The sequence below is a fragment of the Aquamicrobium aerolatum DSM 21857 genome, assembly GCF_900113935.1.
Taxonomy (GTDB): Bacteria; Pseudomonadota; Alphaproteobacteria; order Rhizobiales; family Rhizobiaceae; genus Aerobium; species Aerobium aerolatum.
In genome coordinates, this window is record NZ_FORF01000013.1 from 60,103 (window position 1) to 86,457 (window position 26,355).

A 26,355-nucleotide genomic window follows, 5' to 3' on the forward strand; every position below is an offset into this window, starting at 1 on the left:
TGCCGGTTGGTGGCACTTTGGTGAGCTGGCCCAGCCGTAAAAATGCACGTCTTAGACGCTGCCAAGCCGCAAAACAACATGCATAGGATGGATGCTCCGACATGAGCGCATTGTCTTGCGCGGCCGGGATGGTCCTCCTATCTCAGGTGGTGACACAGGAGAGGCCATGATCCTTGAAGCTGCTGCCGCTGCGGCGGGCCGGGTACTCACGCGCGAATTTCGCGCTGTGCTGTTCAAGTCGCTGGGATTGACCATCCTGGCGCTGATCGGCCTGTGGTTTGCGATCACGGGTCTGGTCGACTGGTTCGCGCTGCCGCCGCTTCTGGAAATGATGCCGGAACTGCCGGGGTGGGTGAGCTGGTTCGGCTTTGCCGCGGCTGTCCTTGCAGGGCTCGCGCTTGCATTGGGGCTGGGGTTGCTGATTGCGCCGATCACAGCGGTGATCGCCGGGTTCTTCCTCGACGACGTGGCGGAGATTGTTGAACGCGAAGATTATCCGCAAGACCCGCCCGGCCGCGCATTGCCAATGATGGCGGCGGCGTTGGTATCGGTAAAATTCCTCGCGCTGGTCGTGGTTGCCAACCTGTTTGCGCTGTTCTTGTTGCTGATTCCGGGCGTGAATATTGCCGCCTTCTTTGTCGTCAACGGTTATCTGTTGGGGCGGGAATTCTTCGAGTTTGCGGCCATGCGATTTCGCAGCGAAGCGGACGCAAAAGCGCTGCGGCGTCGCCATGCGGGCACGGTGTTTCTCGCGGGGCTGGTGATTGCCGGAGTTCTGGCGATTCCGGTTGTCAATCTTCTCACACCGCTGTTTGCGGCCGCCATGATGGTTCACCTGCACAAGATGATCTCGCTGCGCGATGAGCGGGTCTGAGTTTCAACCGATGGCTTCCAGCGCAGGTTGCGTCAGAGGCACCAGCGGAGCGGCGATTGCCGTGGTCTTTTCCAGTGACTTGCAGATGTCGGCGATCACGCAGGCGACGCAGTCGGGTTTGCGCGCCTTGCAGACATAGCGACCATGCAGAATCAACCAGTGATGGGCGTGGCGCATATAGTGGTCCGGAATGATACGGACCAGAATATCCTCGATCTGGTCCGGCGTCTTGCCAGGAGCCAATCCGATCCGGTTGCCGATGCGTATGATGTGGGTGTCGACCGCCATCGTATGTTGGCCAAATGCCATGTTGAGTACGACATTCGCAGTTTTTCGCCCAACTCCCGGCAGCGTCACCAGTTCCTCACGCGTGGAGGGCACCTGGCTGCCGAAATTGTCGATCAACGCCTTTGAAAGCAGGATGACGTTCTTGGCCTTGTTACGCCACAGGCCAATGGTGCGGATGTGATTGCCGACTTCCTCTTCACCGAGCGCTAGCATCTTTTCCGGTGTGTCGGCGATGGCAAACAGCGCACGGGTCGCCTTGTTGACACCAGCGTCAGTCGCTTGCGCCGACAGGACGACGGCCACCAGCAGGGTAAAGACATTGACGTGTTCAAGCTCGCCTTCCGGCGCTGGCCGCTGCACTGAAAAGCGCCGGAAGATTTCTTCAATCTCCGCCGGCGAATAGGCCGTCAGACGTCTGCGTCTTGTCGAAGGCTTGGCTGCCTTGATGGCAGGCGAAGTTTTTTTGATTTTTGGCTTTTCCATAAGCCCTCTATACTGCGAGCCATGTCGAACTTGAAACCCGCCGATGAACCAATCTTCAGTGCGCTGCTGTTGCCGCACCGCTCGATGGGGCGTACCGGCTTTATCGTCGTGATGGGAATTATCGGTTTCGTCTGGCTGGTGGCGGGACTGTTCTTCCTGTCAGTGGGGGCCTGGCCGGTATTGGGGTTCTTTGGCCTCGATATGCTGGCGGTCTATATTGCGTTCAAGATGAACTACCGTGCCGCGCGGGCCCGCGAGGAAGTGTCCGTGTCGCGACTGGCCGTCGACATCGTCAAGATCGCGCCCTCAGGGCGCAGTGAGGTCCATCGTTTCAATCCTTTCTGGGCGCGGTTCAGGGTCGCACGCCACGACGAGATCGGGATTACCGGCATGGCGGTCGAGGCCGGGGGGCAGATCGTACCAATTGGCGCCTTTCTCAACCCGGATGATCGGGAAAGTTTTGCAACGGCTTTCGGTCGAGCTCTTTCGGCTGCGAGAGCCGGATAGGCGGGAAACGGGTGGTGTCGGCTGCATCGGCGGACAATAGTGGTCCTCAAGGAGATACGACCATGAACGTGCGAACCGCCGTCCTGCAACATGACGTGACACCCGTCGGGAGCGACTACGACATTGTCCGCCAGGCAATCGAAAAGATCAGCCTCGATTATCGCGAGCAACCATCGCTGGAACAACTGGCGCTTGAGGTCGGCGAAACGCCGGGTGGATTGCAGAAATTGTTCACCCGCTGGGCCGGCCTGACTCCCAAGGGCTTCCTGCAGGCGGTGACGCTCAATCATGCGCGGCGCCTGCTTGATGAGGGGTTGCCGCTCCTCGACACGGCGCTGGAGGTCGGCATGTCGGGCCCTGGCCGACTACATGATTTGTTCGTCAGCCATGAAGCAATTTCACCGGGTGCCTACAAGACACGCGGGCAGGGACTGACCATTCGGTTCGGCTACCATCCATCGCCCTTTGGCACCGCGCTGGTGATGGTGACGGATCGTGGCCTGGCGGGTCTGGCCTTCTGCGATGAGGGTGACGAGAGCGCGGCTTTCGCGGACATGACCGGGCGCTGGCGCAATGCCACCTATATCGAAGACAGCGCCGCCACGGCTCCCTATGCCGGACGCGTGTTCAACCCTGAACGCTGGCGACCGGACGAGCCGCTTCGGGTGGTTTTCATCGGGTCTGATTTCCAGATCCGCGTGTGGGAAGCATTGCTCAAGATCCCGATGAATCGGGCGCGAACCTACTCTTCGATTGCGGCGCAGATCGGCAACCCATCTGCCAGCCGCGCCGTCGGGGCTGCTGTTGGCGCCAACCCGGTCTCGTTCGTGGTGCCTTGCCATCGCGCCCTTGGCAAGACTGGCGCTTTGACCGGATATCACTGGGGTTTGACACGCAAGAGGGCAATACTTGGCTGGGAAGCCGGGCAGATTGGCGGGTAAGCCCTTAACGTGGCGCGTCAATTTGAGTAGAGCTTGCGGGAAGCAAATTTCCGCAAAGGCCTGCCATGATCACGGTTATCGGTTCCATCAATCTGGATCTCATTGCGACGGTGGGACGTCTGCCCCGCCCCGGCGAAACAGTGCCGGGTGACGGCTTTACCACTGCGCCTGGCGGCAAAGGGGCAAATCAGGCACTGGCGGCACGACGCGCCGGCGCGCGCGTCAAGATGATTGGTGCCGTGGGTACTGACGCATTCGCGGGGCAGGCGACGGCGCTGCTCGATGAGGGTGGCGTTGACCTCACTGCCGTGCGCGCTTCCGGAGAGTCGACGGGTATTGCCGTCATCTTGGTCGAAAAAGCCGGAGAGAACGTGATCGCCATCATTCCAGGCGGCAATGGTGATGTCGCACAGGAAGATGTAGCGCGCGCTGCCGTGGCGAAAGGCGATCACGTCGTACTGCAGCTGGAAATCCCGATGGAGACGGTAAAGGCCTCGCTTGAGGCGACGCAGGCGGCAGGAGCGGTGTCGCTCCTCAACACCGCGCCGTTTCGCAAGGAAGCTGCCGAGTTTCTCGCGCTTGCCGACTATGTGATCGCAAACGAAACCGAATTCGACCTTTATGCGGAAGCGCTCGCACTGAGCGGCCATGATCGTGAGGAGCGGATTCGCGACTTTGCCGCCAGAACCGGTCGCGCCATTGTTGTGACGCTGGGTGCTGATGGTGTGGTTGCCGCGTCGAAGGGTGAATTCCATCGCGCTCTTGGCTTGAAGATTACGCCTGTCGATACCGTCGGAGCAGGCGACACCTTCTGTGGCTATCTTGCTGCAAGTCTGGAGGCGGGGCTAGATTTGCCGACTGCGTTGCGCCGTGCGGCCGTTGCTGGTTCGCTCGCCTGTCTCAAGCCGGGCGCGCAGCCTTCAATCCCCACGGCAGAGGAAGTCGACGCCGCTCTTGCTTCGGCTTGATCGGCCGACAGGCGTGGCAAGAGCGTTTGCAGACAGTACGATACCATGATGGTGACAGATTTTTCGATAGGGGCCTGCCGTGCCAACTCTGAGCATTCGCATCAAGTTCGGCCCTAAAGGTCACATCGGGCCGGGAAAAGTCGAACTGCTCGAGCAGATCGCTGCGTTCGGCTCGATCTCGGCCGGCGCGCGACAGATGGGCATGTCCTACAAGCGCGCCTGGGATCTCATCGAGGAAATGAATGCGCTGTTTGGCAAACCGGTATTGGACACGCAAAAGGGTGGACGAAAGGGCGGCGGAGCTCAATTGACGCAGATCGGGCTCGCCGTCGTCAGTCGTTTTCGTGCCGTCGAGCGTGCTGCACTTGCGGTCGCAGAGCCGCATATGGCGGGGCTACAGGCTGAAATGAACGACAGTTCAGGCTGATCAGAGCCGAGCGAGTCTCTCAGTCAGAAGCGCGAAGAACCCGTCCGCATCGACATCGCGCATGACCAGAGCATTTTTATGCCGTTCAGTAACGCCCCACCAGTCGACGACTGTCGCGCCAAGCGTCAGTTCTGAGGCGGTCTCGACCGTGACATTGCAGTGACGCCCGGAAAACAACTCCGGGCGCAGCAGATAGGCAATCACACACGGATCGTGTAGGGGACCACCATCGGTGCCGTATTTTTCCTCATCGAAGCGCTCGAAGAAGTCGAGCAACTGCACCGTCGCATCGCCGACCGGGGTTTCCATAGAACGGAACGCGTCGACGCGCTTGCGGGTGGTTAGCACCTTGTGCGTGACGTCCAGCGGCATCATCACAATTGGAGCGCCGCTTCTGAACACCACATCGGCGGCATGCGGGTCGACATAGATGTTGAATTCGGCAGACGGGGTAATGTTGCCCTGCTCGAAATAACCGCCGCCCATCAGCACAATTTCGCGGATGCGCGGCACGATCGCAGGTTCGCGGATGATTGCGAGCGCAATGTTGGTGAGCGGCCCAAGCGCGCATAGCGTGACCTGTCCAGCCTTCTCGCGCATGATTGTGTCGATGATGAAGTCGACCGCGTTGGCGTCCTGCAACCCCATTGACGGTTCGGGAAGGTCTGGTCCGTCCAGCCCGGTCCGGCCATGAACATGTTCGGCAGTCACGAGCGAGCGCATCAATGGACGTGACGCTCCGGCATAGACGGCTGTGTGTGTGTGCCCAGCGAGTTCGCATATCTTGCGTGCATTCTTCTCGGTCAAGGCGAGGGGCACGTTGCCGGCAACAGCGGTCAACCCCAACACTTCCAGCTCGGGGCTGGCAAAAGCGAGCAGGATCGCAACCGCGTCGTCCTGGCCGGGGTCCGTGTCGATGATGATCTTGCGCGGCTCGGTCATGGCTGTCCTCACGCTTTACTTCTTGAACTCGAAAAGTTTGCAGACCATATCAGGGATACGGGCAAGGATGCCATCCGGGTTTTTGCCTTTCAACGTCGCTCTTTGAGGACATGACATGACACGCATGACGCCATTTTCGAGCCCATTGTTGCTTGGCTTCGATTCCATCGAGAAGACGCTCGAACGGGTTGCAAAAAGCGGCGATGGCTACCCGCCCTATAATATCGAGCGTATCCGTGGCCATGACGGGCTCGGCGACAGGCTGCGTATCACTCTGGCTGTTGCAGGGTTTGCGGAAGCGGATCTGGAAGTGACGGTCGAGGACAACGAACTGACAGTTCGCGGCAGGCAGACCGATGACGCCGAGCGTGAATATCTGCATCGCGGCATCGCAGCGAGGCAGTTTCAGCGGGTGTTTGTGCTGGCGGACGGCATGAAGGTGATCGGCGCCGAGTTGAAGAACGGGCTACTCGCGGTGGATCTCGACCGGCCGGAGGCGGAAAGACTGGTACGAAAAATAAACATATCGGTGAAAGACTGAGTTTCTGCCCGTAACGGAACTCATCGGCTCTGCTGCGGGTTGGTCAAAGCGACGCCCCGCTCATGCGTAGGAGGCTGTAAAATGACTATGACTGAGAAGAACCTTCTGACGGACAACGAGCTTGCCATGATTGGCGAAGGCTCTGTCGCCTACTTCAAGGAAATCGATAGCGCGGAACTGCGCGGAAAATTTCCTGGCATGCCTGATATTGAGCCAGGAACCCGGCTCTGGGCCGTTTTTGCGGCGAACGGTCGACCGATCATGCTGACCGATGCACGTGACGCGGCCCTTGCCGGCGTGCTTCAGAATGATTTGACGCCCGTCAGCCTGCACTGACCTGAGCCAGTGCGGCGCAATGCGCTGCGACATCGGGCAAGAATAAAGGCGGCTGTCGTGCAGCCGCCTTTTTCGAAACCGGTCCCCTTTCGGGAGACATGCTTTGAACTCTTCTGGTCAGACGGGCGTAGTAGCCGGTGTCTGAGACAGGAAAGTGTGGATTGCCGCAGCATCCGTGGTGCCACGAATCTTGGCGACAATGTCCGGATCGCGAAGGACACGCGCAATCCGCGACAATGCCTTGAGGTGATCGGCGCCAGCTCCTTCCGGGGCCAGCAACAGAAATACCAGATCCACGGGCTGATCATCGAGCGACTCGAAATCGACTGGCGATTCGAGCCGGGCAAATATGCCGGTAATGGCCGAGACCCCAGGCAACTTGCCGTGGGGAATGGCAATGCCGTTGCCGACGCCGGTCGAGCCAAGCCGCTCGCGCTGCAGAATTGTATCAAAGACCTCCCGCTCGGGGAGGCCTGTGACCGCAGCCGCTTTTTCCGAAAGCAGCTGTAGCAACTGCTTTTTGGAATTGGCCTTCAAGGCCGGCATGACTGCCGAAACCTCGATCAGGTCGCTGAGATCCATGATAAATTCCTCTTGCTCGCCTGTTTCCGCCTTGGATACCTGGCTTGCGGCTTGGCTGATTTATTTTACGGCTAGAGCTTTGCAGCTGCTGCCGAAGATGTGTCGATCCAGCCGATGTTCCCGTCTGGGCGTCGATAGACGATGCTGACGTGATTGTTTCCCGCATTACGGAAAACAAACACCGGGCTGTCCTTGATGTCGAGTTCCACCACAGCCGCCGCGACAGACATGGTGCGAAGCTCGACGGTGGTCTCGGCGACGATTGCGGGCGCATAATCATCGGCCAGCTCAAGCTCGTCGTCCTCCGGCAATGACGCCATGACACGGTAGTCGAGGTCGACTGCTGGAGCCGCCGTTGGATGTGTCTTCAGGCGCCGTTTGTATCGGCGCAGTCGCTTTTCGATGCGCTCGGCCGCTGCGTCAAACGCGAGTTGAGGATCTTGTGCCTGGCCGGCAGCCTGCAGTGACATGCCACTGTCGAGGCGGATGAGGCAATCGGCGCCAAAGCGCGAGCCGGATTTTTCGACGGTGACGTGGCCTGAAAAGCCGCCATCGAAATACTTCTCGATAGCCTCGCCAATACGCCCCTGGATCTTTTCCCGGAAGGCGTCGCCGATTTCCATTTGCTTACCTGAGATACGCAGGTTCATGATGACACTGACCTTCTCTATGCAGATTCTGACGGGTATGAGTTTATACCCGTGGTCCGTGCGCACAAGGTTTAACGGCACCCCAGCCGGTTTTACGCTCACAAGACTGAACGCGTCTCTGGTATCGAAGTCTTTCCCGCACCCAGCCAAGGAAAGCCTTAGCACTGCGGGCGCGCTTCTAGTCACTTACAGGCAGCTTGTCAATCAAGCACGGTTTCGGGTGCCTGATGCTGCGTTTGTCCTATCGCGGACGCAAGGACAGGGCAGCGCGCTTTTCGCGTCGTCGTTGCACTGATGAGGGAATGTTCATTTTCTCGCGGTATTTGGCGACCGTCCGCCGGGCAACGTCGATGCCCGCTTCCTTCAGCATCAGGACGATTGTGTCGTCGGAGAGAACCTCCAGTGGCTCTTCTGCGTCGACAAGCTTGCGAATGTGATCGCGCACGGCTTCCGAGGCATGAGCTTCGCCTCCCTCCGCCGATGCAAGCGCAACGGAAAAAAAGTATCGCAGCTCAAACACGCCGCGTGGCGTCATCATGTATTTGTTGGCGGTCACGCGGCTGACCGTCGATTCATGCATCCCGATGGCGTCAGCTACGGTGCGCAGTGTGAGTGGACGAAGATGACGTACGCCATGCGCCAGAAAAGCATCCTGCTGGCGCACGATTTCCGTTGCAACCTTGAGGATGGTGCGCACGCGCTGGTCCAGACTGCGGGTGAGCCAATTAGCGTTCTGTAGGCATTCGCTAAGAAAGTCGCGTTCCTGCGTGTTTTTCACATACTGTGAAACCTCGTTGAAATATTCATTGTTGACGAGGATGCGCGGTAACGTTTCCGGATTGATCTCGACGGTCCACGTGCCATCGGCTGCCGGCTGGACCAGCACGTCAGGCGTGATCGGCTCGGCGCCGCTGGTCGAAAATGCAAGCCCTGGCTTGGGATCGAGTGTGCGGATCTCCGCCAGCATCGACAAAAGATCATCGCTGTCGACACCGCAAAGACGCTTGAGCTGAGAAAAGTCGCGGCGTGCCAGAAGGTCCAGATGCGCAAGCATAGCTTGCATCGCCGGATCGAGGCGATCACGCGCCTTCAGCTGGATTGCAAGGCATTCGGACAGGTCGCGTGCAAAAATCCCTTCGGGATCAAAGGTCTGGCAGATACCAAGAACCTTCAGTACATGCGCCTCATTGACGCCGAGACGGTAGCTGATGTCGGCGATTTCCGTGCTCAGATAGCCCGTTTCATCGATGGCATCGCCCAGCGCATAGGCAATTGCACGGTCAAGGGGATCGGTGAAGGAAAAGGCGATCTGCTCGCGCACGTGCTCGTAAAGCGTGACGCGCGATGCAGCGAAATCTTCGATGTTGAAAGCCTCTGCGGAAGGCAGGTTGGAGGACGCGGATGGTTTCCATTGCGCAGCCAGATCAGGTGCGCGCTGGTCTGCCATGCCTGGGTCATCTGGAAAGACATTTTCCATCGACGCGTCGAGACGTTCGGCCATCGTTTCGGCGCTGGCGTCGTCGGACGCGAAGATCTTGTCGAGGCCAGCATCTTCCGGCAGCAGTTCTGAAGGCTGAAGAAAATCGCCTGTGTCCGCGTCTGTCGGTTGCCGTTCAAGCAGCGGGTTCTTTTCGAACTCTTCGTCAATGAAACGCGCAAGTTCCAGGTGCGTCATCTGCAGCAGACGAATCGACTGCATGAGTTGTGGCGTCATCACCAGTGATTGCGACTGACGCAACTGGAGTTTGGCGCTCAAGGCCATCGAAATTCAACCCCGAAGAGGTCTTGCCGGGAGGCGAGACCGAAACATCCGCAAGGTGATCAAGACTGGCCCGCCTTTTGCTTGTCAAGCGAAGGCGTCGGGTTGGAACGCATTGATCGGGCGACAATCGCGCTAAAGGGTGAATTGTTCGCCAAGATAGAGCCGCCGTACGTCCGGGTTCTGGACGATCTCTGACGGCAGGCCGTGCGTGAGCACCTGACCTGCGTGAATGATGTACGCGCGTTCAACTAGCCCCAGCGTCTCGCGCACATTATGGTCTGTGATCAGGACGCCAATGCCACGCTTGGTCAGATGGCGCACAAGCTGCTGGATATCGGCGACCGCGATGGGGTCGACGCCGGCAAACGGCTCATCGAGCAGCATGAAGGCCGGGTTGGAGGCGAGCGCGCGGGCAATTTCAAGCCGTCGCCGCTCACCGCCGGACAGAGCGATCGAGGGCGATTTTCGCAAATGCGAGATGTGAAATTCTTCGAGAAGTTCGTCCAGCCGTCGCTCCCGCTCCTTGCGGCTTTTCTCGACGACCTCAAGGATGGCGCGGATATTGTTTTCGACCGACAGGCCGCGGAAGATCGAGGCTTCCTGCGGAAGATAACCGATCCCGAGCCGAGCGCGGCGATACATTGGCATGCTGGTGACGTCATAGCCGTCAATTTCAATGGTGCCGCTGTCGACCGGAACCAGACCAGTGACCATGTAGAAACTGGTGGTCTTGCCCGCACCGTTGGGTCCAAGCAGCCCCACGGCTTCGCCGGCGCGCACGCCAAAGGATGCACCGCTGACGACTTGCCTGCCCTTGTAGGACTTGGTCAGGCCGCGCGCGATCATTGTGCCCTTGAAGCGCTCCAGCTCAGGCTGGCCCGGCATCGACGCATTTGTATTGCTGCGCTCGGCGCGGCTTTTGAAAAGCGACGGTATGCGCACTATTGAGCCTGTGAACCCGGTTTCAACAGCATCTTGACGCGGGTTCCGCCGGACGTGTTCCCACAGCCTTCGAGTTGCGCCAAGCCCGTTGCCATCTGAACGGTTAGCTTGCAGCCGACGACCACATTGTCGCCTTCTGACAAAACCACTTCCTTTCCGGTCAGGGTGAGCACTTCCTTTTTCATGTCGAAGCTGCCGCGCTCGCCGGTTGCGACCTGAGTGTTTGAACGGACATAGACCTTGCCCTCAACTTCGAGGCGGTCAATGTCGGCAGAGCCGGTCGTGGCTGATCCACCATCGGTGGCATAGTAAACCGTCATCTTGCCGGAGCGGAGCAGCGTCGGTCCCTGCACGACGGAAACGTTGCCGGTGAAGATTGCGACGCCATCATTCTCCCGCACTTCCAGATTGTCGCTCTCGATCTGGATCGGTTCATTGCCCTCAAGCTTGAGCCCGGTCATGCGGCTGTTGTTCTGCTGTGCCAAGGCTGCATTCATCGTCAGGCCGAGGAGCAGCGTCGTCGCCAGTGCCGTCATGCGGCTGTCAGTTCGCATCGGTGTCCCCCCTGCTGCCCGCGGCGGCAGCCTGCAAGCGATCACGCACGATTTCCATGCGGACGCGTTTGTCGAAAATCAGGACCGCGCCATTTTCGCGGATGGTCATGGTTTCCGCCTGAAGCTTGGCACCGTCAAGAGTAATATCGACCGGATCAGTCGTATTGATGCTGCCCGAAGCAATATCGACATTGGCCGACCGAAGCTTTGCCTTCACTCCCGTGTCCGTGGTGACGACGACATCCTCACCCAATTTCAGCGTATTGGCAGCGCGATCATAGGCTCCGGTGCGCGCTGCGACCGTGATCCAATTGCTCGTTTCGAACGGAAGGCGCGCGTCGATGCCTTCAAGATCGATACGACTTGTGTCGCCGATGTCCTGAACTGCGCGTTTGGCGGTCATCGAGTAAGCGCGATTGTCCTGCGTGAAACCGTCCAGTTTGGGGGAAGACATTACCAGTCGGCCACCTTCAATAGCGGTGCCGCTCAAATCGATCGACAGGCCTTCTGGCACCGCGATCAGGGATTTCGCGGCAAACAGCGCAACCATGGCCAAAACAGCTGCCGGCAGCAGAAATTTCAACCGCCGCACGCGCGCCGAATGCCGGTGCGCGCTGTGAAATGCCGCCTCCACCCGCGCGGACCTTGCAGACGCAACATCGGTCCTTTCGGGGCTTGTATGCAGTGGCGTGTATGTGGGCGATTGATTCATCGGTCTCTTATGCTGTGAAACAAGTATTATCACCAGAGGGGTGAACTTGCCTGGCGACGAACGGGCGATCTTTACTGCCTATAGGCCTAAAGGCTGCAATGCGCACGCTAATATGGTGATTTTGGGATGAAGAAAAAGCCTGGTGGCGTATAAGATCCGCTGAAAAATGCATGCGAGTTCCCTCAGCCCCTTTCAAGCGCACCTTCTGCTGGATTAAAACCGTGGGAAGGTGTTGGCGGGCAGCATCGGTGAAGAGGCTATTATGGCAGATCGGGCAGACGACATCATCGATCGACGCAGATTGCGTCGCAAACTCACATTCTGGCGCATCGTCGCCCTCGGGGTGGTTGTTCTTGCAGTCGCGGCGGCATCTTCCTGGCTGTTCCGCGATCGTATCGGCGGGACGGGTTTCAGCCAGATCGCCAAGATCAGGATTGAAGGCACCATCACCGAAGACGACGAGCTTCTGGAGCGTCTCGATCGCGCGGCCAAGGCGGAATATGTGAAAGGCGTCATCCTTTCGATCGATTCGCCCGGTGGCACTACGGCAGGGGGCGAAGCTATCTATGATGCTGTTCGCCGTCTTGCTGCGGAAAAGCCGGTGGTGGCGCAGGTCGGCACCCTCGCCGCGTCCGCCGGCTACATGATTGCGACAGCCTCGGACCATATTGTGGCGCGCCAGTCTTCAATCGTTGGCTCAATTGGCGTTTTGGTGCAGTTCCCGGACATCACTGGCTTGATGGATAAAATCGGCGTCAAGCTTGAAGGGGTGAAGTCGTCGCCGCTCAAGGCAGAGCCGTCGCCATTTTCGCCGACGACGGATGAAGAACGCGCCATGTTGCGCGCAATGGTGATGGATAGCTACGACTGGTTTGTCGGCCTCGTGGAGGAGCGCCGTCCGCTGTCTCGCGCGCAGGTGCTGGAAGTGGCAGACGGTTCGATCTTCACGGGCCGGCAGGCGCTGCAACGCAAGCTGATTGACGCGCTGGGGGGCGAGGAAACGGCAATCGAGTGGCTGGCGAGCAAGGGCGTCGACAAAAGTCTGGCGGTGATCGAGTGGAAAAAGCCGAGTAGCAGTGTGTTTGGGGTGGTGCCTCTGACGCAAATAGTGGGAGCTGTATTGGGACTGGATCGGCTCAGCCCCGATCTGACGGAGCGATTGGGCGCCAACCGCTTGTTCCTTGACGGCTTGCTGTCGCTCTGGCACCCTGACCCAAGCATCCTGTCTGACTGAAAAAGCAAGCAAAAACACGAGCATATCCGAACGCCGTTAACGGGGGAGCTACCCGATGATCAAGTCCGAGCTGGTGCAGAGCATCGCCAATCGCAATCCGCATCTTTTCCTGCGTGACGTCGAAAACATCGTCAACGCGATCTTTGACGAGATCACCGAGGCGCTGGCGGCGGGCAACCGCGTCGAGTTGCGTGGATTCGGCGCGTTCTCGGTAAAGAACCGACCGGCGCGGGTGGGACGTAACCCGCGCACTGGAGAATCCGTTGAGGTCGAGGAGAAGTGGGTGCCGTTCTTCAAGACCGGCAAGGAACTGCGTGAACGGTTGAACGCCGAAGACGAAAACGATTGAGGGCGGCCTCCGCCGCATCGAAGCGCCTATGCTGAACCGTTTTTTGACCGTTGCAATCTTCATCCCGCTGGCGATCGTGCTGGTCGCGCTGGCGGTCGCCAACCGCACACCGGTCGCGTTCACACTTGATCCGTTCAACCCGGGCAATCCTGGATTGACGACGACGCTACCGCTGTTTGTGTATCTGTTCGCGGCATTGCTGGTGGGCCTTGTCATTGGCAGCGTCGCGACCTGGTTGCGACAGGGCAGGTACCGCAAGATGGCCCGCAAGCGGGAGGCGGACCGGATCGCATACCATCCCTCCGACAAGCCAGCCGCAACGGGCGAGCCGGGCGCCGGTCCTGCGCTGCCAAAGCCATCTGTATGATCCAGTCGGAGGTGCTGCAGCGATGCTGACGATTTCGGCGCAGGACGTAGACCGCGCTCTGACTGAAACGATGTTGGTCGATGCTTTGCAGGTCGCATTTCGCGATGGCATGGTCCAGCCGGTGCGCCATCACCACGCGGTTGAACGCCCTGACGGTGCGGCGTCGACATTGCTTCTGATGCCTGCCTGGAATGATTTCGAAGCTGCGGGAACTTCGGAAGGCGGCTTCATCGGCGTCAAGATAGTCACCGTGTCGCCGGACAATAATTCAATCGGTAAGCCTGCGGTCGTGGGGCTGTTCTTGCTCCTGAATGGAAAGACCGGCGAGCCTGTCGCGCTGATTGACGGTCCGCGACTGACAACATGGCGCACGGCATGTGCATCGGCGCTGGCTTCACGCTGGCTATCGCGCGAAGACTCATCGCGTCTCCTGATTATTGGCGCAGGTGCCATGGCGCCGTTCCTTGTGCGGGCGCATTGCGCAGTGCGCCCTATCCGCCAGATTCGCATCTGGAACCGCACACAGGCAAACGCAGAGAAACTTGCCGCAACGCTGCGTGCAGAAGGCCTTGACGTCATTGCGACCGACGATCTCGATGGAGCGCTGGGATGGGCAGACATCATCTCGTCGGCGACTATTTCGGCTGAGCCGCTGGTCAAAGGCGCACGCCTGAAGCCTAGTACGCATGTCGATCTCGTGGGTGCTTTCACGCCGGAATTGCGCGAGAGCGACGACGAGGCGATCAAAAAGGCACGTGTCTATGTCGATACGCGAGAGGGTGCGACCAAGGAAGCCGGCGACATCGTGCAGGCACTCGCGTCGGGCGCTTTGACACGCGACGGAATTGTCGGGGATCTTTATGAGCTGGCGCGAGGTGAAAAACAGGGTCGTCGCAATGCGGACGAAATCACCTTGTTCAAATCGGTCGGTGCGGCGCTGGAAGATCTTGCTGCCGGAATTGCGGTTTACAAGGCGATGACCGGCTGAGCCGATCCTCAGGTTTCGGCCTGCTCCGGAATGCGGTGAGCGCGTTGTTGCGGCACTGCCGATGCTATGGCAAAAGCGCGCACGAAATTCGAGTGGAGCTGACTATTGAAACCGCCGCGGAACAGAACCCCTGAACGGGAGGCGCGTCCGGCGCTGAATGAACCGATCGCAACGCGACGTGTTCTGACACGCAGGGACGGACCTCTTCCGGGCGAGGCGGTGCCGGTGATCCTTGAGGTTGCGCCGAATGCCGATTACGCGCTGCTCGATTCGGGCAATGGCCGCAAGCTGGAGCAATACGGACCCTATCGCATCGAGCGCCCCGAGGGACAGGCGATCTGGCTGCCTGCGCTGCCGCAGAGCGAGTGGGCGAAGGCTGACGCGATCTTCACGGGCGATACCGATGAAGAGGGCATGGGTCGCTGGCGTTTTCCACGTACCCCGCTTGGCGAAACCTGGCCGATGAAACATGACGGCATCGACTATCTTGGGCGCTTCACTTCGTTCCGGCATGTCGGCGTGTTCCCGGAGCAAGGCTCGCACTGGAGCCATATGGAGACACTCATTCGCGAGGCAAAGCGCCCGGTGCGGGTCCTCAACCTGTTCGGTTATACCGGGGTCGCTTCGCTGGTGGCAGCGCGGGCGGGAGCGGAAGTCACACATGTCGACGCTTCAAAAAAGGCGATCGGTTGGGCGCGCGAAAATCAGGATCTGGCGCGGCTGAACGACAAGCCGATCCGCTGGATCTGCGAGGACGCGATGAAATTCGTCGAGCGAGAGGCGCGTCGGGGCAGTCGCTACGACATTATTCTGCTCGATCCGCCAGCCTTCGGGCGTGGACCAAAGGGCGAAGTCTGGCAATTGTTCGAACATTTGCCCGCCATGGCCGATATTTGCCGCGATATCTTGACGCCCAAGCCGCTGGCCGTCGTTCTGACGGCCTATTCGATCCGTGCCTCGTTCTTTGCAATCCATGCGCTGATGCGTGACAGATTTGCCGGGATGGGCGGCCGGGTGGAATCCGGGGAGCTGGTGATTCGCGAAAAGTCGGCGGGCCGGGCGCTCTCCACTTCTCTTTTCTCGCGTTGGGTGGCGGCATGAACATGAGCGACAACAAGCGCGTGGGGCAGGTGAAGGAGGTCACTAGCCTCTCCAATCCGATCGTGAAGGACGTCAAAGCACTGGCGTTGAAGAAGTTTCGCGACCAGCAGAACGCATTCATGGCGGAAGGCCTCAAGCTGGTGATCGATGCGCTGGATCTGGGCTGGACGATCAAGACGCTGATATTTGCCAAGACCCAGCTCGGAAACCAGACGGTCGAAAGTGTTGCCGCACGGGCCAAGGCGGCTGGCGCGCTGGTGCTGGAAGTGTCCGAAAAGGTGCTGGGCGCGATTACCCGTCGTGACAATCCGCAGATGGTCGTCGGCGTGTTCGAACAGAAATGGCTGCCGCTCAAGGACGTGCGTCCGGCCCAGGGCGAGGTATGGATTGCGCTCGATCGCGTGCGTGATCCCGGCAATCTTGGCACCATCATCCGCACTGCGGACGCCGTTGGCGCCAAGGGCGTCATTCTCGTGGGTGAAACCACTGACCCGTTCTCGCTGGAAACAGTGCGCGCGACGATGGGCTCCGTGTTTGCCATCCCGGTCGTCAAAGCGTCGCCGGAGGCGTTCATGTCCTGGCGCAGGGGGCTCAAGGCCAAGATCGTCGGCACACATCTGAAGGGTTCCGTCGACTACCGAACGGTGGATTATTCAAAGGACGCCACAATTTTGCTGATGGGCAATGAACAGCAAGGGCTCCCCGACGATCTGGCTGCGGCCTGCGATACTCTGATCCGCATTCCACAGGCTGGCCGTGCTGACTCGCTGAACCTTGCAGTGGCCACAGGTGTGGCGCTCTACGAAATCCGGCGCCATGCGCTGCCAGATGTCGGGAGGAGCTAGAGTGACGCGCGCTGGTTTGGGTTTTTACGGGGCGGTGATTGCCGGAGCGGTCGCGCTCGATCAGTGGATCAAATATCTCGTCGAAACCCGCATGGAAATGCATTCGGCGATAGAAATTCTGCCGTTTTTGTCGCTGTTTCGTACCCACAATACCGGCATTGCATTCTCGATGTTCTCCAATCTTGGCAGCATTCCTCTGGTGGTGTTGACGTTGCTGGTGATCGCCTTCGTGGCGTGGATCGCGATACGCAGCGACAAGAGCCAGGTTCTGGCGCGCTTTGGGTTCGCGCTGATCATCGGTGGCGCGATCGGCAATCTGATTGACCGGACATGGCTGGGCTATGTAGTCGACTACATACTGTTCCACTTGCCGACATGGTCGTTTGCCGTCTTCAACCTCGCCGACGCTTTCATTTCGGTAGGTGCTGCGATGGTGATTCTGGACGAGATCCTTGTCTGGTGGCGGGGGCGCAAAGCGACGCGCGACGACCAGCTGAACGGTTGACCGCGCGATCTCACCACTCCAGACTTGCGTCTGAAAACCGGTCAGGAGATTTTGCGTGGCAGACAGTTTCAAGGCAATTCTGGTGTCGCGCGACGCCGACAAGAACCAGTCCGCTGGGATCGTTGAGCTGACCGACGCCGACTTGATGGACGGTGACGTCATGGTTGCCGTGGAGGCGACCACGGTAAACTACAAGGACGGATTGGCGATCACGGGCAAGGCGCCTGTCGTGCGCCGGTGGCCGCTGGTGCCCGGCATCGATCTGGCAGGAACCGTCATCTCTTCCGACAATCCGTCGTGGCAAATTGGTGATGGGGTGATTCTCAACGGCTGGGGTGTCGGCGAAGCGCATCATGGCGCCTATGCGCAGCGCGCGCGGGTCAAGGGCGACTGGCTGGTGCCGATGCCCGCCTCGTTGACGTCGCGCGATGCCATGGCGGTCGGCACAGCTGGCTATACGGCAATGTTGTGCGTTCTGGCTTTGGAGCGGCATGGCATCGAGCCGGAGCGCGGTCCCGTCCTCGTGACGGGTGCTGCAGGTGGTGTCGGCACGATTGCGATCTCGCTCCTGTCAGATCTGGGATATCACGTGATCGCTTCGACCGGTCGTCCGGACGAGGCGGAGTTTCTGCACCAGCTGGGCGCGACGGAAATCATTGAACGCAGCGAGCTGGAGCAGCCGGGCAAGCCTCTTGGCAAGGAGCGCTGGGCTGGCGCGATCGACACGGTTGGCAGCCATACGCTCGCCAACGCACTTGCGATGACGGCCTATGGTGGCGCGGTGGCCGCTTGCGGCCTCGCAGGGGGCATGGACCTTCCGTCCAGCGTTGCGCCCTTCATCCTGCGGGGCGTCTCGTTGCTTGGCATTGATTCAGTGATGGCTCCGCGAGAAATCCGGCTGGAAGCGTGGCGACGGATCGCCAGCGATCTCAATCGCGACAAACTCGCGTCTCTCACCACTGATATCGGCTTTGACCAGATCATTTCGGCTGCGCGGGATATTCTGGATGGCAAGGTGCGCGGCAGACTTGTGGTGAACATGGCGTAACCGCAATCGGCGCAATTTCCAACACGACTCCAAACGTTCGCTAAGCGCTTCCAGCTAATCTGTCGTCATGACGATGGATCGTGACACACTTGATACCGCTGCAGACGTGGCAAAGCGGCCGCCTTCCGCGGCGGCGCGCCTGCGCGTCGCTGCACCGCCGCTCGTGCCGCTCGATCTGGCTGCGAGACGGCCGCGCAGCATCGCTCGCGTGGCTCTCGTGGTGGCGCTCATGGTTTTGTGCGCGTCGGCCTACCTGACAGGAGCGAGCATCCTGTTGACTGCTGCGCTGGGACTTATGGCCGGTGCGGTCATCGCGAACGACTTCTGGACGGAACGCCGGCAATTGCGGACGGCCATCCGGTCCGAGCCAGCGTTGCGCGACGGGCGCGACCAGATTGAACAATTTGCCGACCGGATGTGGGAACTCGAGGAAAGCGAGGAGCATTTCCGCGGGTTGACCGATGCCCTTGGCGACCTCGTTGTTCACCGCGATCGCGATGGCCGGATCATCTATGTCAATCATGTACTGGCGGAGCTTCTCGGATGCGACGCGCAGGCGCTGGTGGGACGAAAGCTGGTTGATCTGGGAATCGATGTAAGCGTCGTCCCGGATAGTGCTTTTTCGACAGGCGAATGCCTCTCCTCGACCGATGTATCGTTCCAGACGGAGCATGGCGTTCGCTGGTTTTCGTGGATCGAGCTTTCCGTGCGTGACAAGCACGGCAACGGCGTCTCTCACCGCGCCATTGCACGAGATATTACAGGCCGAAAGCAGGCGGAGATGGCGCTGATTGGCGCACGTGAACGCGCAGAAACCGCCAATCGAGCCAAGTCACAATTTTTGGCGACGGTCAGCCATGAAATCCGAACTCCGATGAACGGTATCATGGGCATGGCCACTTTGCTGGCAGATACCAGGCTGACGGCGGAGCAGCACACTTATGTCGGTGCAATATCGACATCCGCAGCCGCTCTGCTGGCACTGATCGAAGACCTCCTGGACTACTCGAAAATCGAGGTCGGACGCTTCGAGCTTGAGCCCCAAATTGTCAACGTCCGTGAACTGATCGAGAATGTTGTCGAGTTGCTCGCACCGCGCGCTTACGCAAAGCATATTGGACTTGGGTGCCATGTTGCACCTGAGGTTCCGACGCGCATGATGGCGGATCCTGGTCGGCTGCGTCAGGTTCTGCTCAATGTCGTCGGCAACGCCGTCAAGTTCACCGAGATCGGCGGCGTTCTGCTTGATGTGACATTAGGCGACGAGGGTCCGCAAGCTGTGATCTGCATGCGTGTCTCGGATACCGGCCCAGGCTTGATGAAACACGATTTGGAGCGGATTTTCGAGGAGTTCGAGCAGGCCGATGGTACGTCGACGCGGCGACATGGCGGCGCAGGTCTCGGACTGGCGATATCGCGGCGCATCGTTCACGCGATGGGCGGGACAATAGAGGCAAGTTGCGATCAGGCCCGTGGTGCTGAATTCCTGATACGAATTCCCGTCGTCGGCGCTGCCGAATCGAACGCGCTGGCGGCGAAGACGTTGGAGGGGCGCGAGGTTCTGATTCTATCGCAAAATCTGATGGAAGCAGAGGCGCTGGCCCGCACTGTCGCGGCACATGGTGGACATGCAGATATTGCCCGAACGGTCGAAGAAGCGCTTGTGACGAAACGGAAGCCTTACGACACCGTGCTTGTCGACGCACAATTGGACCAGACGAATGGTCTTGCGCTGCGATCGCTGCGCGCTGCCGGTCATGCCGGCACTGCGGCGATCACCTTGATTGCGCCGACCGATCGAGCCCTCCTGGCTGCCTATCGCTCCCACGGCTATACGGGGTTTCTTGCGCGGCCGGTTCGCGGAGACACGCTGTTGCGATTGCTTCAGACGGGACCGCAGCTTGAAGCGGAGACGGGCATTACATCGGTGCGCCCGATCACGAAGATGCGCAACGTCGGACACCGAGGTCTGAAAATTCTTCTGGCTGAAGACAATCAGATCAACGCGCTTCTGGCATGTTCGGCGCTGGAAAAGGCGGGGCACACAGTGGATGTCGTCGGAAATGGTAGGGCTGCTGTCGAAGCGATAAGCGGGGCAGGCGGTCCACACCGCCACGATCTGATCCTCATGGACCTTCACATGCCGGTCATGGATGGGCTGGATGCCATCGCGTTGATCCGAAAACATGAGGAAGGAATGGGTGTCCGGCCCATACCGATACTGGTCTTGTCTGCCGACAGCCAGGAAAAGACCCGTCACAATGTGATTGCGCGTGGCGCGAGCGGGTTCCTGACCAAACCAATTGACCCGCAGGCGATGATTGATACGGTCGAGCGCCACAGTTACGCCTGATGCCCGGTTGAATGCTGGGTCCGTTCATGGCACGATCTTCACATTCCTGTTGCAGTCCGTGATTACAAGCGCCTTCGAGGATAGCCGCAGAAAGGAGAATCAGTCATGCGCGAAGTCATGATCGAAGATTCCCCTCACACAACGTCTCTACCCATCGTCCGCGCCACAAGATTGATGGGCGGAAAACTGTTGGGTCGTATTGGTACCCTTGAGGTCCGTCTGGCGCGCGATGCGGATGAGATCGAGGCGGCCCAAAGGGTGCGCTATCGCGTCTTCCATGAAGAATTGGGAGCGCAGGCCCATTCAGCCGGAATGCAGGAAAGGCGCGATGCCGACCGGTTCGATGATGTGTGTGACCATTTGCTGGTGTTCGACACATCTGTCGACGCGCCCGCGACCGAACAGATTGTCGGCACCTACCGGATGTTGCGCCAGGATGCGGCAGAGTCTGCTGGCGGGTTCTATTCCAGCGATGAGTTCGAGTTCGAAAAGCTGGTGCGGCGCCATCCCAATCTGCGATTTCTTGAATTGGGACGATCATGCGTCCTGCCGCAATATCGCTCCCGCCGGTCCATTGAACTGCTGTGGCAGGGAATATGGGCCTACGTGAATCACTATCAGATTGACGTCATGGCCGGATGCGCTTCGTTTCATGGAGCCGTTCCGGCTGCACACGCCGAAGCGCTCTCCTATCTTGCACACAATGCACGCGCGCAAGGAGCCTGGGACGTGGCGGCCGTGCCAGCACGCTATCACTCAATGGATCTGATGCCGCCGGAGGCCGTCAATGTGCGCTCGGCGCTTGCCGCGCTCCCCCCGTTGATCAAGGGTTACCTGCGCGTCGGCGCCAAGATCGGTGATGGCTGTGTGATCGATCACGACTTTGCCACTACCGATGTGTTTGTCGTCCTGCAGGTTCGCGAGATCGCTTCCCGCTATATCAATTATTACGGCGCTGACGCACAGCGTTTTGCGGCCTGACCTTAGCCCAGCTTGAGACCCAGATAGCGCTCCAGCGTGTCAGGATCCTGCATCAAGGTGGCCGAGGGTGCCTTATGAGCGATCATGCCGCGTTCGATGATGAGCGCGTCTTGGGTCAGTCCAAGTGCGACTTCGGCAAATTGCTCGACCAGTACAAGCGCCATGCCGTCTTGCTGAGACATCTGGGCGATCGCTTCCGTGAGCTCCTCGACGATGATTGGCGCAAGGCCTTCGAGCGGTTCATCAAGCAGCAGCACTGCTGGGTTTGTCATCAATGTGCGGGCGATTGTGAGCATCTGCTGCTCGCCACCGGACAATTGGTTGCCCATGTTGGCGCGGCGTTCCTTCAGGCGAGGAAACAGCCGGTAGACAGATGCCAGATCCCAACGACCAGCTCGTGCTGCAACGGTGAGGTTTTCCTCGATCGATAGGGAAGGGAAGATCTCACGCTCCTGCGGCACCCAGCCGATGCCAGCTCGCGAGCGCTTGTACGGGGCCATGCGGGAAATATCCTGACCGCGCCAGAAGATTGCGCCGCGCGCGACATTCACAAATCCCATCACGGTCAAAAGAAGCGTCGATTTGCCGACACCATTGCGACCGAGCAGGGCAAGGCTGCTGCCCTCCTTAAGCTCGAACGAGACGCCATCAAGGACGACGGCTTCGCCATAGCCGGAGCGTACATCGCGAAATTCGAGAAGTGAATCAGACATGGTGTCCCTTGCCGAGATAGACTTCGCGAACGCGCTGGTCGGTACGCACTTCTTCGGGATCTGCTTCGAGCAGCACCCCTCCGGCGACAAGTACGATGATGCGCGAGGCGAATTTGAACACGATATCCATGTCATGCTCGATGAAGAGAACGGAGATATCGGACGGAAGCGCCGCAATGACTTCGAACAATGCAGCACTTTCATCCTTCGGGACGCCTGCTGCGGGTTCATCGAGCAAAAGAACGCGCGGCTTGGTGGCCAGTGCCAATGCAATCTCAAGCAGACGTTGCTGGCCATAGGGAAGGGTGCGTGTCGGCCGGGTTGCTGCGGCGGCGAGGCCAATGCTCTTCAGTGTCTCGAAAGCTTCGTCGATGGCTGCGCCATGCGCGCTCAGCGGCTGCCAGAACTGGCCTGCCTTGCCCTCGCGCTCACAGACCGCCAGTGTGACCGCCTCAAGTGGGGTCAGATCGGGAAACAACGTGTTGATCTGGAATGTGCGCGTCAGACCGGCGCGCACACGAGCGCTCACCGACTTGCCGGTGATGTCATCACCACCGAGGAAGATGCTGCCGGAATCCGGTTTCAGCTGGCCGGTAATGAGATTGATCAACGTCGTCTTGCCAGCGCCATTCGGGCCGATCAGTGCGTAGCGACAGCCGCGTGGCAACGCCAGCCTCACCGCGTTGGTGACCTGAAGCGCGCCGAACTTCTTCGACAGTGAGTCCGTGCGCAGCACGATCTCCTTCTGGTCAGTCATTGTCGCGCCTCCCGGCTAGCCGCGAAAGAAATCCGAGAATGCCTTTTGGCATGAACAGAACTACGACCATCAATAGAAGACCGATCCAGAAGTACCAGTATTGTGGATTGATGCCGGCAAGCTGGTCGCGCGCAACGAGGAAGATGATCGCACCGACGATGGCTCCGTAAAGCCGTCCGGTGCCGCCAAGCACGAGCATGACAATCACGTCGGCAGAGCGCGTGAAGCTCAAGACATCAAGCGCGACCGTACTCGTGGTCTGGGCCAGCAACGCTCCGGCAAGACCTGCCATGGCAGCGGAAATAGTATAAATCTTCTGGAGATGGCGGTGGTGGTCGGATCCAATGGCCGGCATGCGCTTGACGTTTTCACGTATCCCGCGCAACGCCAAGCCAAACGAGGAGTTCACCAGCAGGCGGCTTAGCAGGAAGCAGATGAACAACACAGCCAGCGTATAGCCGTAGCTCGTATAGCCCCACAGATCGAAGCGAAAATAGTTGAAGATCGGCCATGTCCGCGGCACGCGAAGGCCGTCTGTGCCGCCGGTCAGCCACGACATTGCGTTGGCAAGTTCGAGCGTGAGCACACCGAGACCGAGCGTGATCATCAGCAACGCCAGATGCTGGACGCGCACGATCATGAAGCTGGTAATGAAGCCGATCAGGCCCGCGAACACGCCAGCAAACAATAGCCCGGTCAGCGGCTCGCTCCAGCCCGCTTTTGCCAGCAGGGCGGCTGCGTAGGCGCCGAGCCCGAAGAACATCGCGTGACCCAGAGTGATGATGCCGGCATAGCCGAGGATCAGATCGACAGAGAGCGCAAATAAAGCGGCGATGGCGATCTGGCTTGCCAATGGCAAGTAAGTCGGAAACAGGAAGAACGGCAGCAATAATGCCAGCCAGAAGACGATTTCGAACGGGCTCCAGCGCGATTGGCGCTTCAGCCACTGCCGCGCCGTGTCGACGTTCGCGTTAGCAGACATTGCCTGGTTCATGGTCGCGCTCACCTTTTTCCGAACAGGCCAAGAGGGCGCACAAAAAGGATGGCCACAAGCAGCAGATAGATCAGGAAGGAGCCGATCTCTGGCCAGAAATATTTCCCCGCTACGTCGAAGATGCCGAGGAGCGCGGCTCCGACAAAAGAGCCGGTGATCGAGCCAAGTCCGCCGACCGACACGACGATCAGCACGTAGACGAGGAAGTGGAAGCCGAACGACGGGTCAAGCCCGACGATCTCAACGGCAAGCGCGCCGCCGAGCCCTGCAAGACCGCTGCCGAGGGCAAAGGTGATGCCGAATATTTTCTCGACATCCAGGCCAAGCCCTTTAGCCACGCGCTGATTGTCTACGGCAGCGCGAATCTGTGCGCCAAGACGTGTCCGTTCCAGGCCGAATACGAGCAGCGCCGTCACGATCAGGGCGATGCCAATAAGGAAAATACGATAGACGCCGAAGCGCATGCCGGCGATCTCGACCGATCCGCGCAGCCATGACGGCAGGATGATGACCTGCTGCACGGTGCCAAACAGATAGGTGGCGATAGCTGCAGCGACGAACACCATGCCGATGGTCAGCAGAACCTGATTGAGTTCAGGCGCGCCATACAGTCGGCGAAACAGAGTTCGCTCGAGGACGATGCTCAGGAGTGCGGCTGCGAGAAAGGCCGTCGGTAGTGCCAGCAGGAATGGAAAGCCAAGCAGTCGCATGGCTGTGACCGCGGCATAGCCGCCCAGCATTCCAAAGGCTCCGTGGGCAAGGTTGATGAAATTCATCAACCCCAGCGTGACGGACAAGCCGACCGACAGGACGAACAGGAGCATCCCGAAAGCGAATCCGTCGAAAAGTACGATGACAATACTGCTCATTGCGGCCCGTTGTGCATAGCCAGATCTCGACCTGGAGGCAGCGCGAGCGCGGAAAACGATTTCGCACTCACGCTGCTTGCACAGGAAGACATTGGCGCAGGTTTCCCTGCGCCGAACCTTATCAGTGAAGCGGATCCTTCACATCCGGGATTTCATGGATGATGACGTTCTGCAACTTGCCGTCGACTTCCTGAACTTCGCGAATGTAGACGGTCTGGACGACATCGCGTGTCTCCGGATCGATCGACATCGGTCCGCGCGGGCTCTGCCACGACATACCCTTGGCAGCGGCAATCAGCGCATCGCCGGACGTGTCGCCATTGGTCTTTTTCAGCGCCTCGTAGATGAGGTGCATGCCGTCATAGCCACCAATGGAGAACAGGTCGGGCTCGCGGCCATTGTTGGCAGCCGTGTAGCCTTCGACATATTCCTTGTTCAGCGGATCGTCGCGCTCGAGCGTGTAATGGAACGTGGTGATGATGCCGCGCGCAGTCTCTCCCATGCTCGCCAATGCTTCCGGATGGGTAAGCTCGCCCTGCGCCAGGATTTTGGTCGCCGGTGGAGCCAGTCCGCGATCGACCAACGCCTTTCCGATGGCTGCTGGCTGGGCGCCCCCCGGCACGAAGATGTAGACGGCTTCAGGATTGGCATCTTTCACCCGCTGGACGAAGGCGGAGAAATCCGGATTCGCGACAGGCGTGCGGTCGGAGCCCAGAATCTTGCCACCTGCTTCCGTAAAGCCTGCAGAAAAAGACTTCTCGGCGTCGTGCCCCGGACCGTAGTCGGAAACCAGAGTGTAGGCCTGCGTGACGCCGCCATCCTCGAATGCCCACTTTCCAAGAGCATAGTTGACCTGCGGAATCGTAACGGAAGTGCGCACGATATATTCCGACTGCTCGGTCACCATCGAGGTGGCAGCGTTCATCACCACCATCAGTTTTTGTGCTTCTTCGGCGACGGGGGCCGCACCGAGCGCTTCTGGTGTCAGCGCGAAACCAGCAATGATGTCGGCACCGTCACGGACGACGAGTTCCTGTGCCATGCGCTGGGCGACGTCGGCAGCAGGTCCGCCGGTGTCCTTCTTGATCAGTTCGATTTTCTTGCCTGCGACCGTGTCGCCATGTTTGGCGATGTACAGATCGATACCGGCCTGCAATTGATTTGCGGCGTCGGCAAAGGGCCCGGAATATGGCAGGATCACACCGATCTTAACGGTTTCCTGCGCATAGCCGGCTGTGGTCCAGGCAAGGCTCGCGCCCAACAAGGCGATAATCTTCTTCGTCTTCAAGGTGAAATTCCTCCCTTTATGCTGGCTGCGGGATCAATGACAGTTCGCGCAGTGTTTAGCATGGCTCCTCCAGCAATCGAATGTATACATCGAATGCCGGATCGCCAAGTGAATAAACGCGCCATTCTTTGTAGCTGTCCGAAGTGGCGTGTCAGTGTAATGTGCGGCGTTGCTGGCCCAGCATTGTTCCGCCGCCGGTTGCCGAGCGCGGCGTCCTGTGAACGGTCGGGCAGCTTTCATCTTCTGCGGTTCGGCCCGTCTGTGCAGTTATTTGTCCCAAATGTATACTGAATAGAGCCGGGTGGCCGTCCAAGTCAGGATGGGGCCGAATCAGGACATCATTTTTCGGAAGTCTGCCTGATTGTGTTCGTGAGCCGTGGCGAGGGCTCGCGCGTGGCTCGGTTTTTCGATCGGGAAATGGCGGAACCTTCTTGCAATTCCTCTTACCTTCAGC

The 26,355-nt window shown here is 59.3% G+C and carries 30 protein-coding genes; 17 read left to right on the top strand and 13 right to left on the bottom strand.

What is annotated here, in order from left to right:
* Nucleotides 1-166 precede the first annotated feature (166 nt).
* The gene (locus BMZ42_RS12050; RefSeq protein WP_091522670.1) at nt 167-874 is read left to right on the top strand and encodes a sulfate transporter family protein; all 708 of its coding nucleotides are present in this window, start codon (nt 167-169) and stop codon (nt 872-874) included.
* Between the two features lie 3 nt (nt 875-877).
* Here BMZ42_RS12050 and nth read toward each other — a convergent pair whose 3' ends face one another.
* On the bottom strand, nt 878-1,645 hold the full coding sequence (gene nth / locus BMZ42_RS12055) for an endonuclease III (protein ID WP_091522672.1): 768 nt from the start codon (nt 1,643-1,645) through the stop codon (nt 878-880).
* 21 nt (nt 1,646-1,666) lie between these two features.
* Between nth and BMZ42_RS12060 the strand changes: the two genes are divergently transcribed.
* The 4 genes from BMZ42_RS12060 (at nt 1,667) to BMZ42_RS12075 (ending at nt 4,488) form a co-directional block, all read left to right on the top strand.
* Complete coding sequence (locus BMZ42_RS12060; RefSeq protein ID WP_091522674.1) at nt 1,667-2,152, top strand: DUF2244 domain-containing protein; 486 nt, start codon at nt 1,667-1,669, stop codon at nt 2,150-2,152.
* 62 nt (nt 2,153-2,214) lie between these two features.
* Nucleotides 2,215-3,093: a methylated-DNA--[protein]-cysteine S-methyltransferase gene (locus tag BMZ42_RS12065; protein ID WP_091522677.1), complete on the top strand. Its 879-nt coding sequence runs from the start codon at nt 2,215-2,217 to the stop codon at nt 3,091-3,093.
* Nucleotides 3,094-3,158: 65 nt separating this feature from the next.
* Nucleotides 3,159-4,061 carry a ribokinase gene (locus BMZ42_RS12070; protein WP_091522679.1) on the top strand — a complete coding sequence of 301 codons (903 nt, stop codon included), beginning with the start codon at nt 3,159-3,161 and terminating at the stop codon, nt 4,059-4,061.
* 79 nt (nt 4,062-4,140) lie between these two features.
* On the top strand, nt 4,141-4,488 hold the full coding sequence (locus BMZ42_RS12075; RefSeq protein WP_091522682.1) for a winged helix-turn-helix domain-containing protein: 348 nt from the start codon (nt 4,141-4,143) through the stop codon (nt 4,486-4,488).
* On the opposite strand, the gene BMZ42_RS12080 is transcribed toward BMZ42_RS12075, so the two are convergent.
* Entirely contained in the window at nt 4,489-5,430 is a 942-nt protein-coding gene (locus BMZ42_RS12080; protein ID WP_091522684.1) for a nucleoside hydrolase, read from the bottom strand.
* Between the two features lie 115 nt (nt 5,431-5,545).
* Between BMZ42_RS12080 and BMZ42_RS12085 the strand changes: the two genes are divergently transcribed.
* Nucleotides 5,546-5,971 carry an Hsp20 family protein gene (locus BMZ42_RS12085; protein ID WP_091522687.1) on the top strand — a complete coding sequence of 142 codons (426 nt, stop codon included), beginning with the start codon at nt 5,546-5,548 and terminating at the stop codon, nt 5,969-5,971.
* Between the two features lie 81 nt (nt 5,972-6,052).
* Nucleotides 6,053-6,307: a BQ00720 family protein gene (locus BMZ42_RS12090; RefSeq protein WP_091522689.1), complete on the top strand. Its 255-nt coding sequence runs from the start codon at nt 6,053-6,055 to the stop codon at nt 6,305-6,307.
* A gap of 117 nt (nt 6,308-6,424) precedes the next feature.
* Here BMZ42_RS12090 and ptsN read toward each other — a convergent pair whose 3' ends face one another.
* The 6 genes from ptsN to lptC all read right to left on the bottom strand — a co-directional run bounded on the left by ptsN (nt 6,425) and on the right by lptC (nt 11,380).
* Nucleotides 6,425-6,889 carry a PTS IIA-like nitrogen regulatory protein PtsN gene (ptsN, locus tag BMZ42_RS12095; RefSeq protein ID WP_091522692.1) on the bottom strand — a complete coding sequence of 155 codons (465 nt, stop codon included), beginning with the start codon at nt 6,887-6,889 and terminating at the stop codon, nt 6,425-6,427.
* A gap of 71 nt (nt 6,890-6,960) precedes the next feature.
* Nucleotides 6,961-7,539, bottom strand: coding sequence for a ribosome hibernation-promoting factor, HPF/YfiA family (gene hpf, locus BMZ42_RS12100; RefSeq protein ID WP_091522695.1), 579 nt, complete (start codon nt 7,537-7,539; stop codon nt 6,961-6,963).
* A gap of 241 nt (nt 7,540-7,780) precedes the next feature.
* Complete coding sequence (gene rpoN / locus BMZ42_RS12105; protein ID WP_091522697.1) at nt 7,781-9,301, bottom strand: RNA polymerase factor sigma-54; 1,521 nt, start codon at nt 9,299-9,301, stop codon at nt 7,781-7,783.
* A gap of 132 nt (nt 9,302-9,433) precedes the next feature.
* Nucleotides 9,434-10,186, bottom strand: coding sequence for an LPS export ABC transporter ATP-binding protein (lptB, locus tag BMZ42_RS12110; RefSeq protein ID WP_091522819.1), 753 nt, complete (start codon nt 10,184-10,186; stop codon nt 9,434-9,436).
* A 56-nt stretch (nt 10,187-10,242) separates the two neighbouring features.
* The gene (locus BMZ42_RS12115; RefSeq protein WP_091522700.1) at nt 10,243-10,797 is read right to left on the bottom strand and encodes an LptA/OstA family protein; all 555 of its coding nucleotides are present in this window, start codon (nt 10,795-10,797) and stop codon (nt 10,243-10,245) included.
* Nucleotides 10,787-11,380, bottom strand: a complete 594-nt coding sequence (gene lptC, locus BMZ42_RS12120) for an LPS export ABC transporter periplasmic protein LptC (protein WP_175556706.1) — start codon at nt 11,378-11,380, stop codon at nt 10,787-10,789. The genes BMZ42_RS12115 and lptC overlap by 11 nt, the downstream gene beginning before the upstream one ends.
* Nucleotides 11,381-11,771: 391 nt before the next feature.
* Here lptC and sppA point away from each other — a divergent pair, with 391 nt between their 5' ends.
* The 10 genes from sppA (at nt 11,772) to olsB (ending at nt 21,280) form a co-directional block, all read left to right on the top strand.
* Entirely contained in the window at nt 11,772-12,743 is a 972-nt protein-coding gene (gene sppA, locus BMZ42_RS12125) for a signal peptide peptidase SppA (RefSeq protein WP_091522704.1), read from the top strand.
* A gap of 55 nt (nt 12,744-12,798) precedes the next feature.
* Nucleotides 12,799-13,092 (top strand): integration host factor subunit beta, encoded by a 294-nt coding sequence (locus tag BMZ42_RS12130; protein WP_091522707.1) that lies wholly within the window; start codon nt 12,799-12,801, stop codon nt 13,090-13,092.
* 28 nt (nt 13,093-13,120) lie between these two features.
* Nucleotides 13,121-13,459, top strand: a complete 339-nt coding sequence (locus tag BMZ42_RS12135) for a LapA family protein (RefSeq protein WP_091522709.1) — start codon at nt 13,121-13,123, stop codon at nt 13,457-13,459.
* A 22-nt stretch (nt 13,460-13,481) separates the two neighbouring features.
* A complete protein-coding gene (gene lhpI, locus BMZ42_RS12140) occupies nt 13,482-14,447 on the top strand; it encodes a bifunctional Delta(1)-pyrroline-2-carboxylate/Delta(1)-piperideine-2-carboxylate reductase (RefSeq protein ID WP_091522712.1) in 966 nt (321 codons plus the stop codon).
* A 105-nt stretch (nt 14,448-14,552) separates the two neighbouring features.
* Nucleotides 14,553-15,548: a class I SAM-dependent rRNA methyltransferase gene (locus tag BMZ42_RS12145; RefSeq protein ID WP_091522714.1), complete on the top strand. Its 996-nt coding sequence runs from the start codon at nt 14,553-14,555 to the stop codon at nt 15,546-15,548.
* A 2-nt stretch (nt 15,549-15,550) separates the two neighbouring features.
* The gene (locus tag BMZ42_RS12150) at nt 15,551-16,393 is read left to right on the top strand and encodes a TrmH family RNA methyltransferase (RefSeq protein ID WP_091522716.1); all 843 of its coding nucleotides are present in this window, start codon (nt 15,551-15,553) and stop codon (nt 16,391-16,393) included.
* Between the two features lies 1 nt (nt 16,394).
* Complete coding sequence (gene lspA, locus BMZ42_RS12155; protein ID WP_244523240.1) at nt 16,395-16,898, top strand: signal peptidase II; 504 nt, start codon at nt 16,395-16,397, stop codon at nt 16,896-16,898.
* A 55-nt stretch (nt 16,899-16,953) separates the two neighbouring features.
* Nucleotides 16,954-17,946: an acrylyl-CoA reductase (NADPH) gene (gene acuI, locus BMZ42_RS12160; protein ID WP_091522719.1), complete on the top strand. Its 993-nt coding sequence runs from the start codon at nt 16,954-16,956 to the stop codon at nt 17,944-17,946.
* Between the two features lie 73 nt (nt 17,947-18,019).
* Complete coding sequence (locus BMZ42_RS12165; RefSeq protein WP_244523241.1) at nt 18,020-20,299, top strand: response regulator; 2,280 nt, start codon at nt 18,020-18,022, stop codon at nt 20,297-20,299.
* A gap of 174 nt (nt 20,300-20,473) precedes the next feature.
* Nucleotides 20,474-21,280 (top strand): l-ornithine N(alpha)-acyltransferase, encoded by an 807-nt coding sequence (olsB, locus tag BMZ42_RS12170; RefSeq protein ID WP_244523246.1) that lies wholly within the window; start codon nt 20,474-20,476, stop codon nt 21,278-21,280.
* Nucleotides 21,281-21,282: 2 nt separating this feature from the next.
* Here the strand turns inward: olsB and BMZ42_RS12175 are convergent, their stop codons facing one another.
* The 5 genes from BMZ42_RS12175 to BMZ42_RS12195 all read right to left on the bottom strand — a co-directional run bounded on the left by BMZ42_RS12175 (nt 21,283) and on the right by BMZ42_RS12195 (nt 25,901).
* The gene (locus BMZ42_RS12175) at nt 21,283-21,993 is read right to left on the bottom strand and encodes an ABC transporter ATP-binding protein (protein ID WP_091522726.1); all 711 of its coding nucleotides are present in this window, start codon (nt 21,991-21,993) and stop codon (nt 21,283-21,285) included.
* Nucleotides 21,986-22,750 (bottom strand): ABC transporter ATP-binding protein, encoded by a 765-nt coding sequence (locus tag BMZ42_RS12180; protein WP_091522728.1) that lies wholly within the window; start codon nt 22,748-22,750, stop codon nt 21,986-21,988. Before BMZ42_RS12180 ends, BMZ42_RS12175 begins: the two co-directional genes overlap by 8 nt.
* A complete protein-coding gene (locus BMZ42_RS12185) occupies nt 22,743-23,744 on the bottom strand; it encodes a branched-chain amino acid ABC transporter permease (RefSeq protein WP_244523242.1) in 1,002 nt (333 codons plus the stop codon). The genes BMZ42_RS12180 and BMZ42_RS12185 overlap by 8 nt, the downstream gene beginning before the upstream one ends.
* 8 nt (nt 23,745-23,752) lie before the next feature.
* On the bottom strand, nt 23,753-24,604 hold the full coding sequence (locus BMZ42_RS12190; protein WP_210185220.1) for a branched-chain amino acid ABC transporter permease: 852 nt from the start codon (nt 24,602-24,604) through the stop codon (nt 23,753-23,755).
* Between the two features lie 130 nt (nt 24,605-24,734).
* Nucleotides 24,735-25,901 carry an ABC transporter substrate-binding protein gene (locus BMZ42_RS12195; protein WP_244523243.1) on the bottom strand — a complete coding sequence of 389 codons (1,167 nt, stop codon included), beginning with the start codon at nt 25,899-25,901 and terminating at the stop codon, nt 24,735-24,737.
* Nucleotides 25,902-26,355 lie beyond the last annotated feature (454 nt).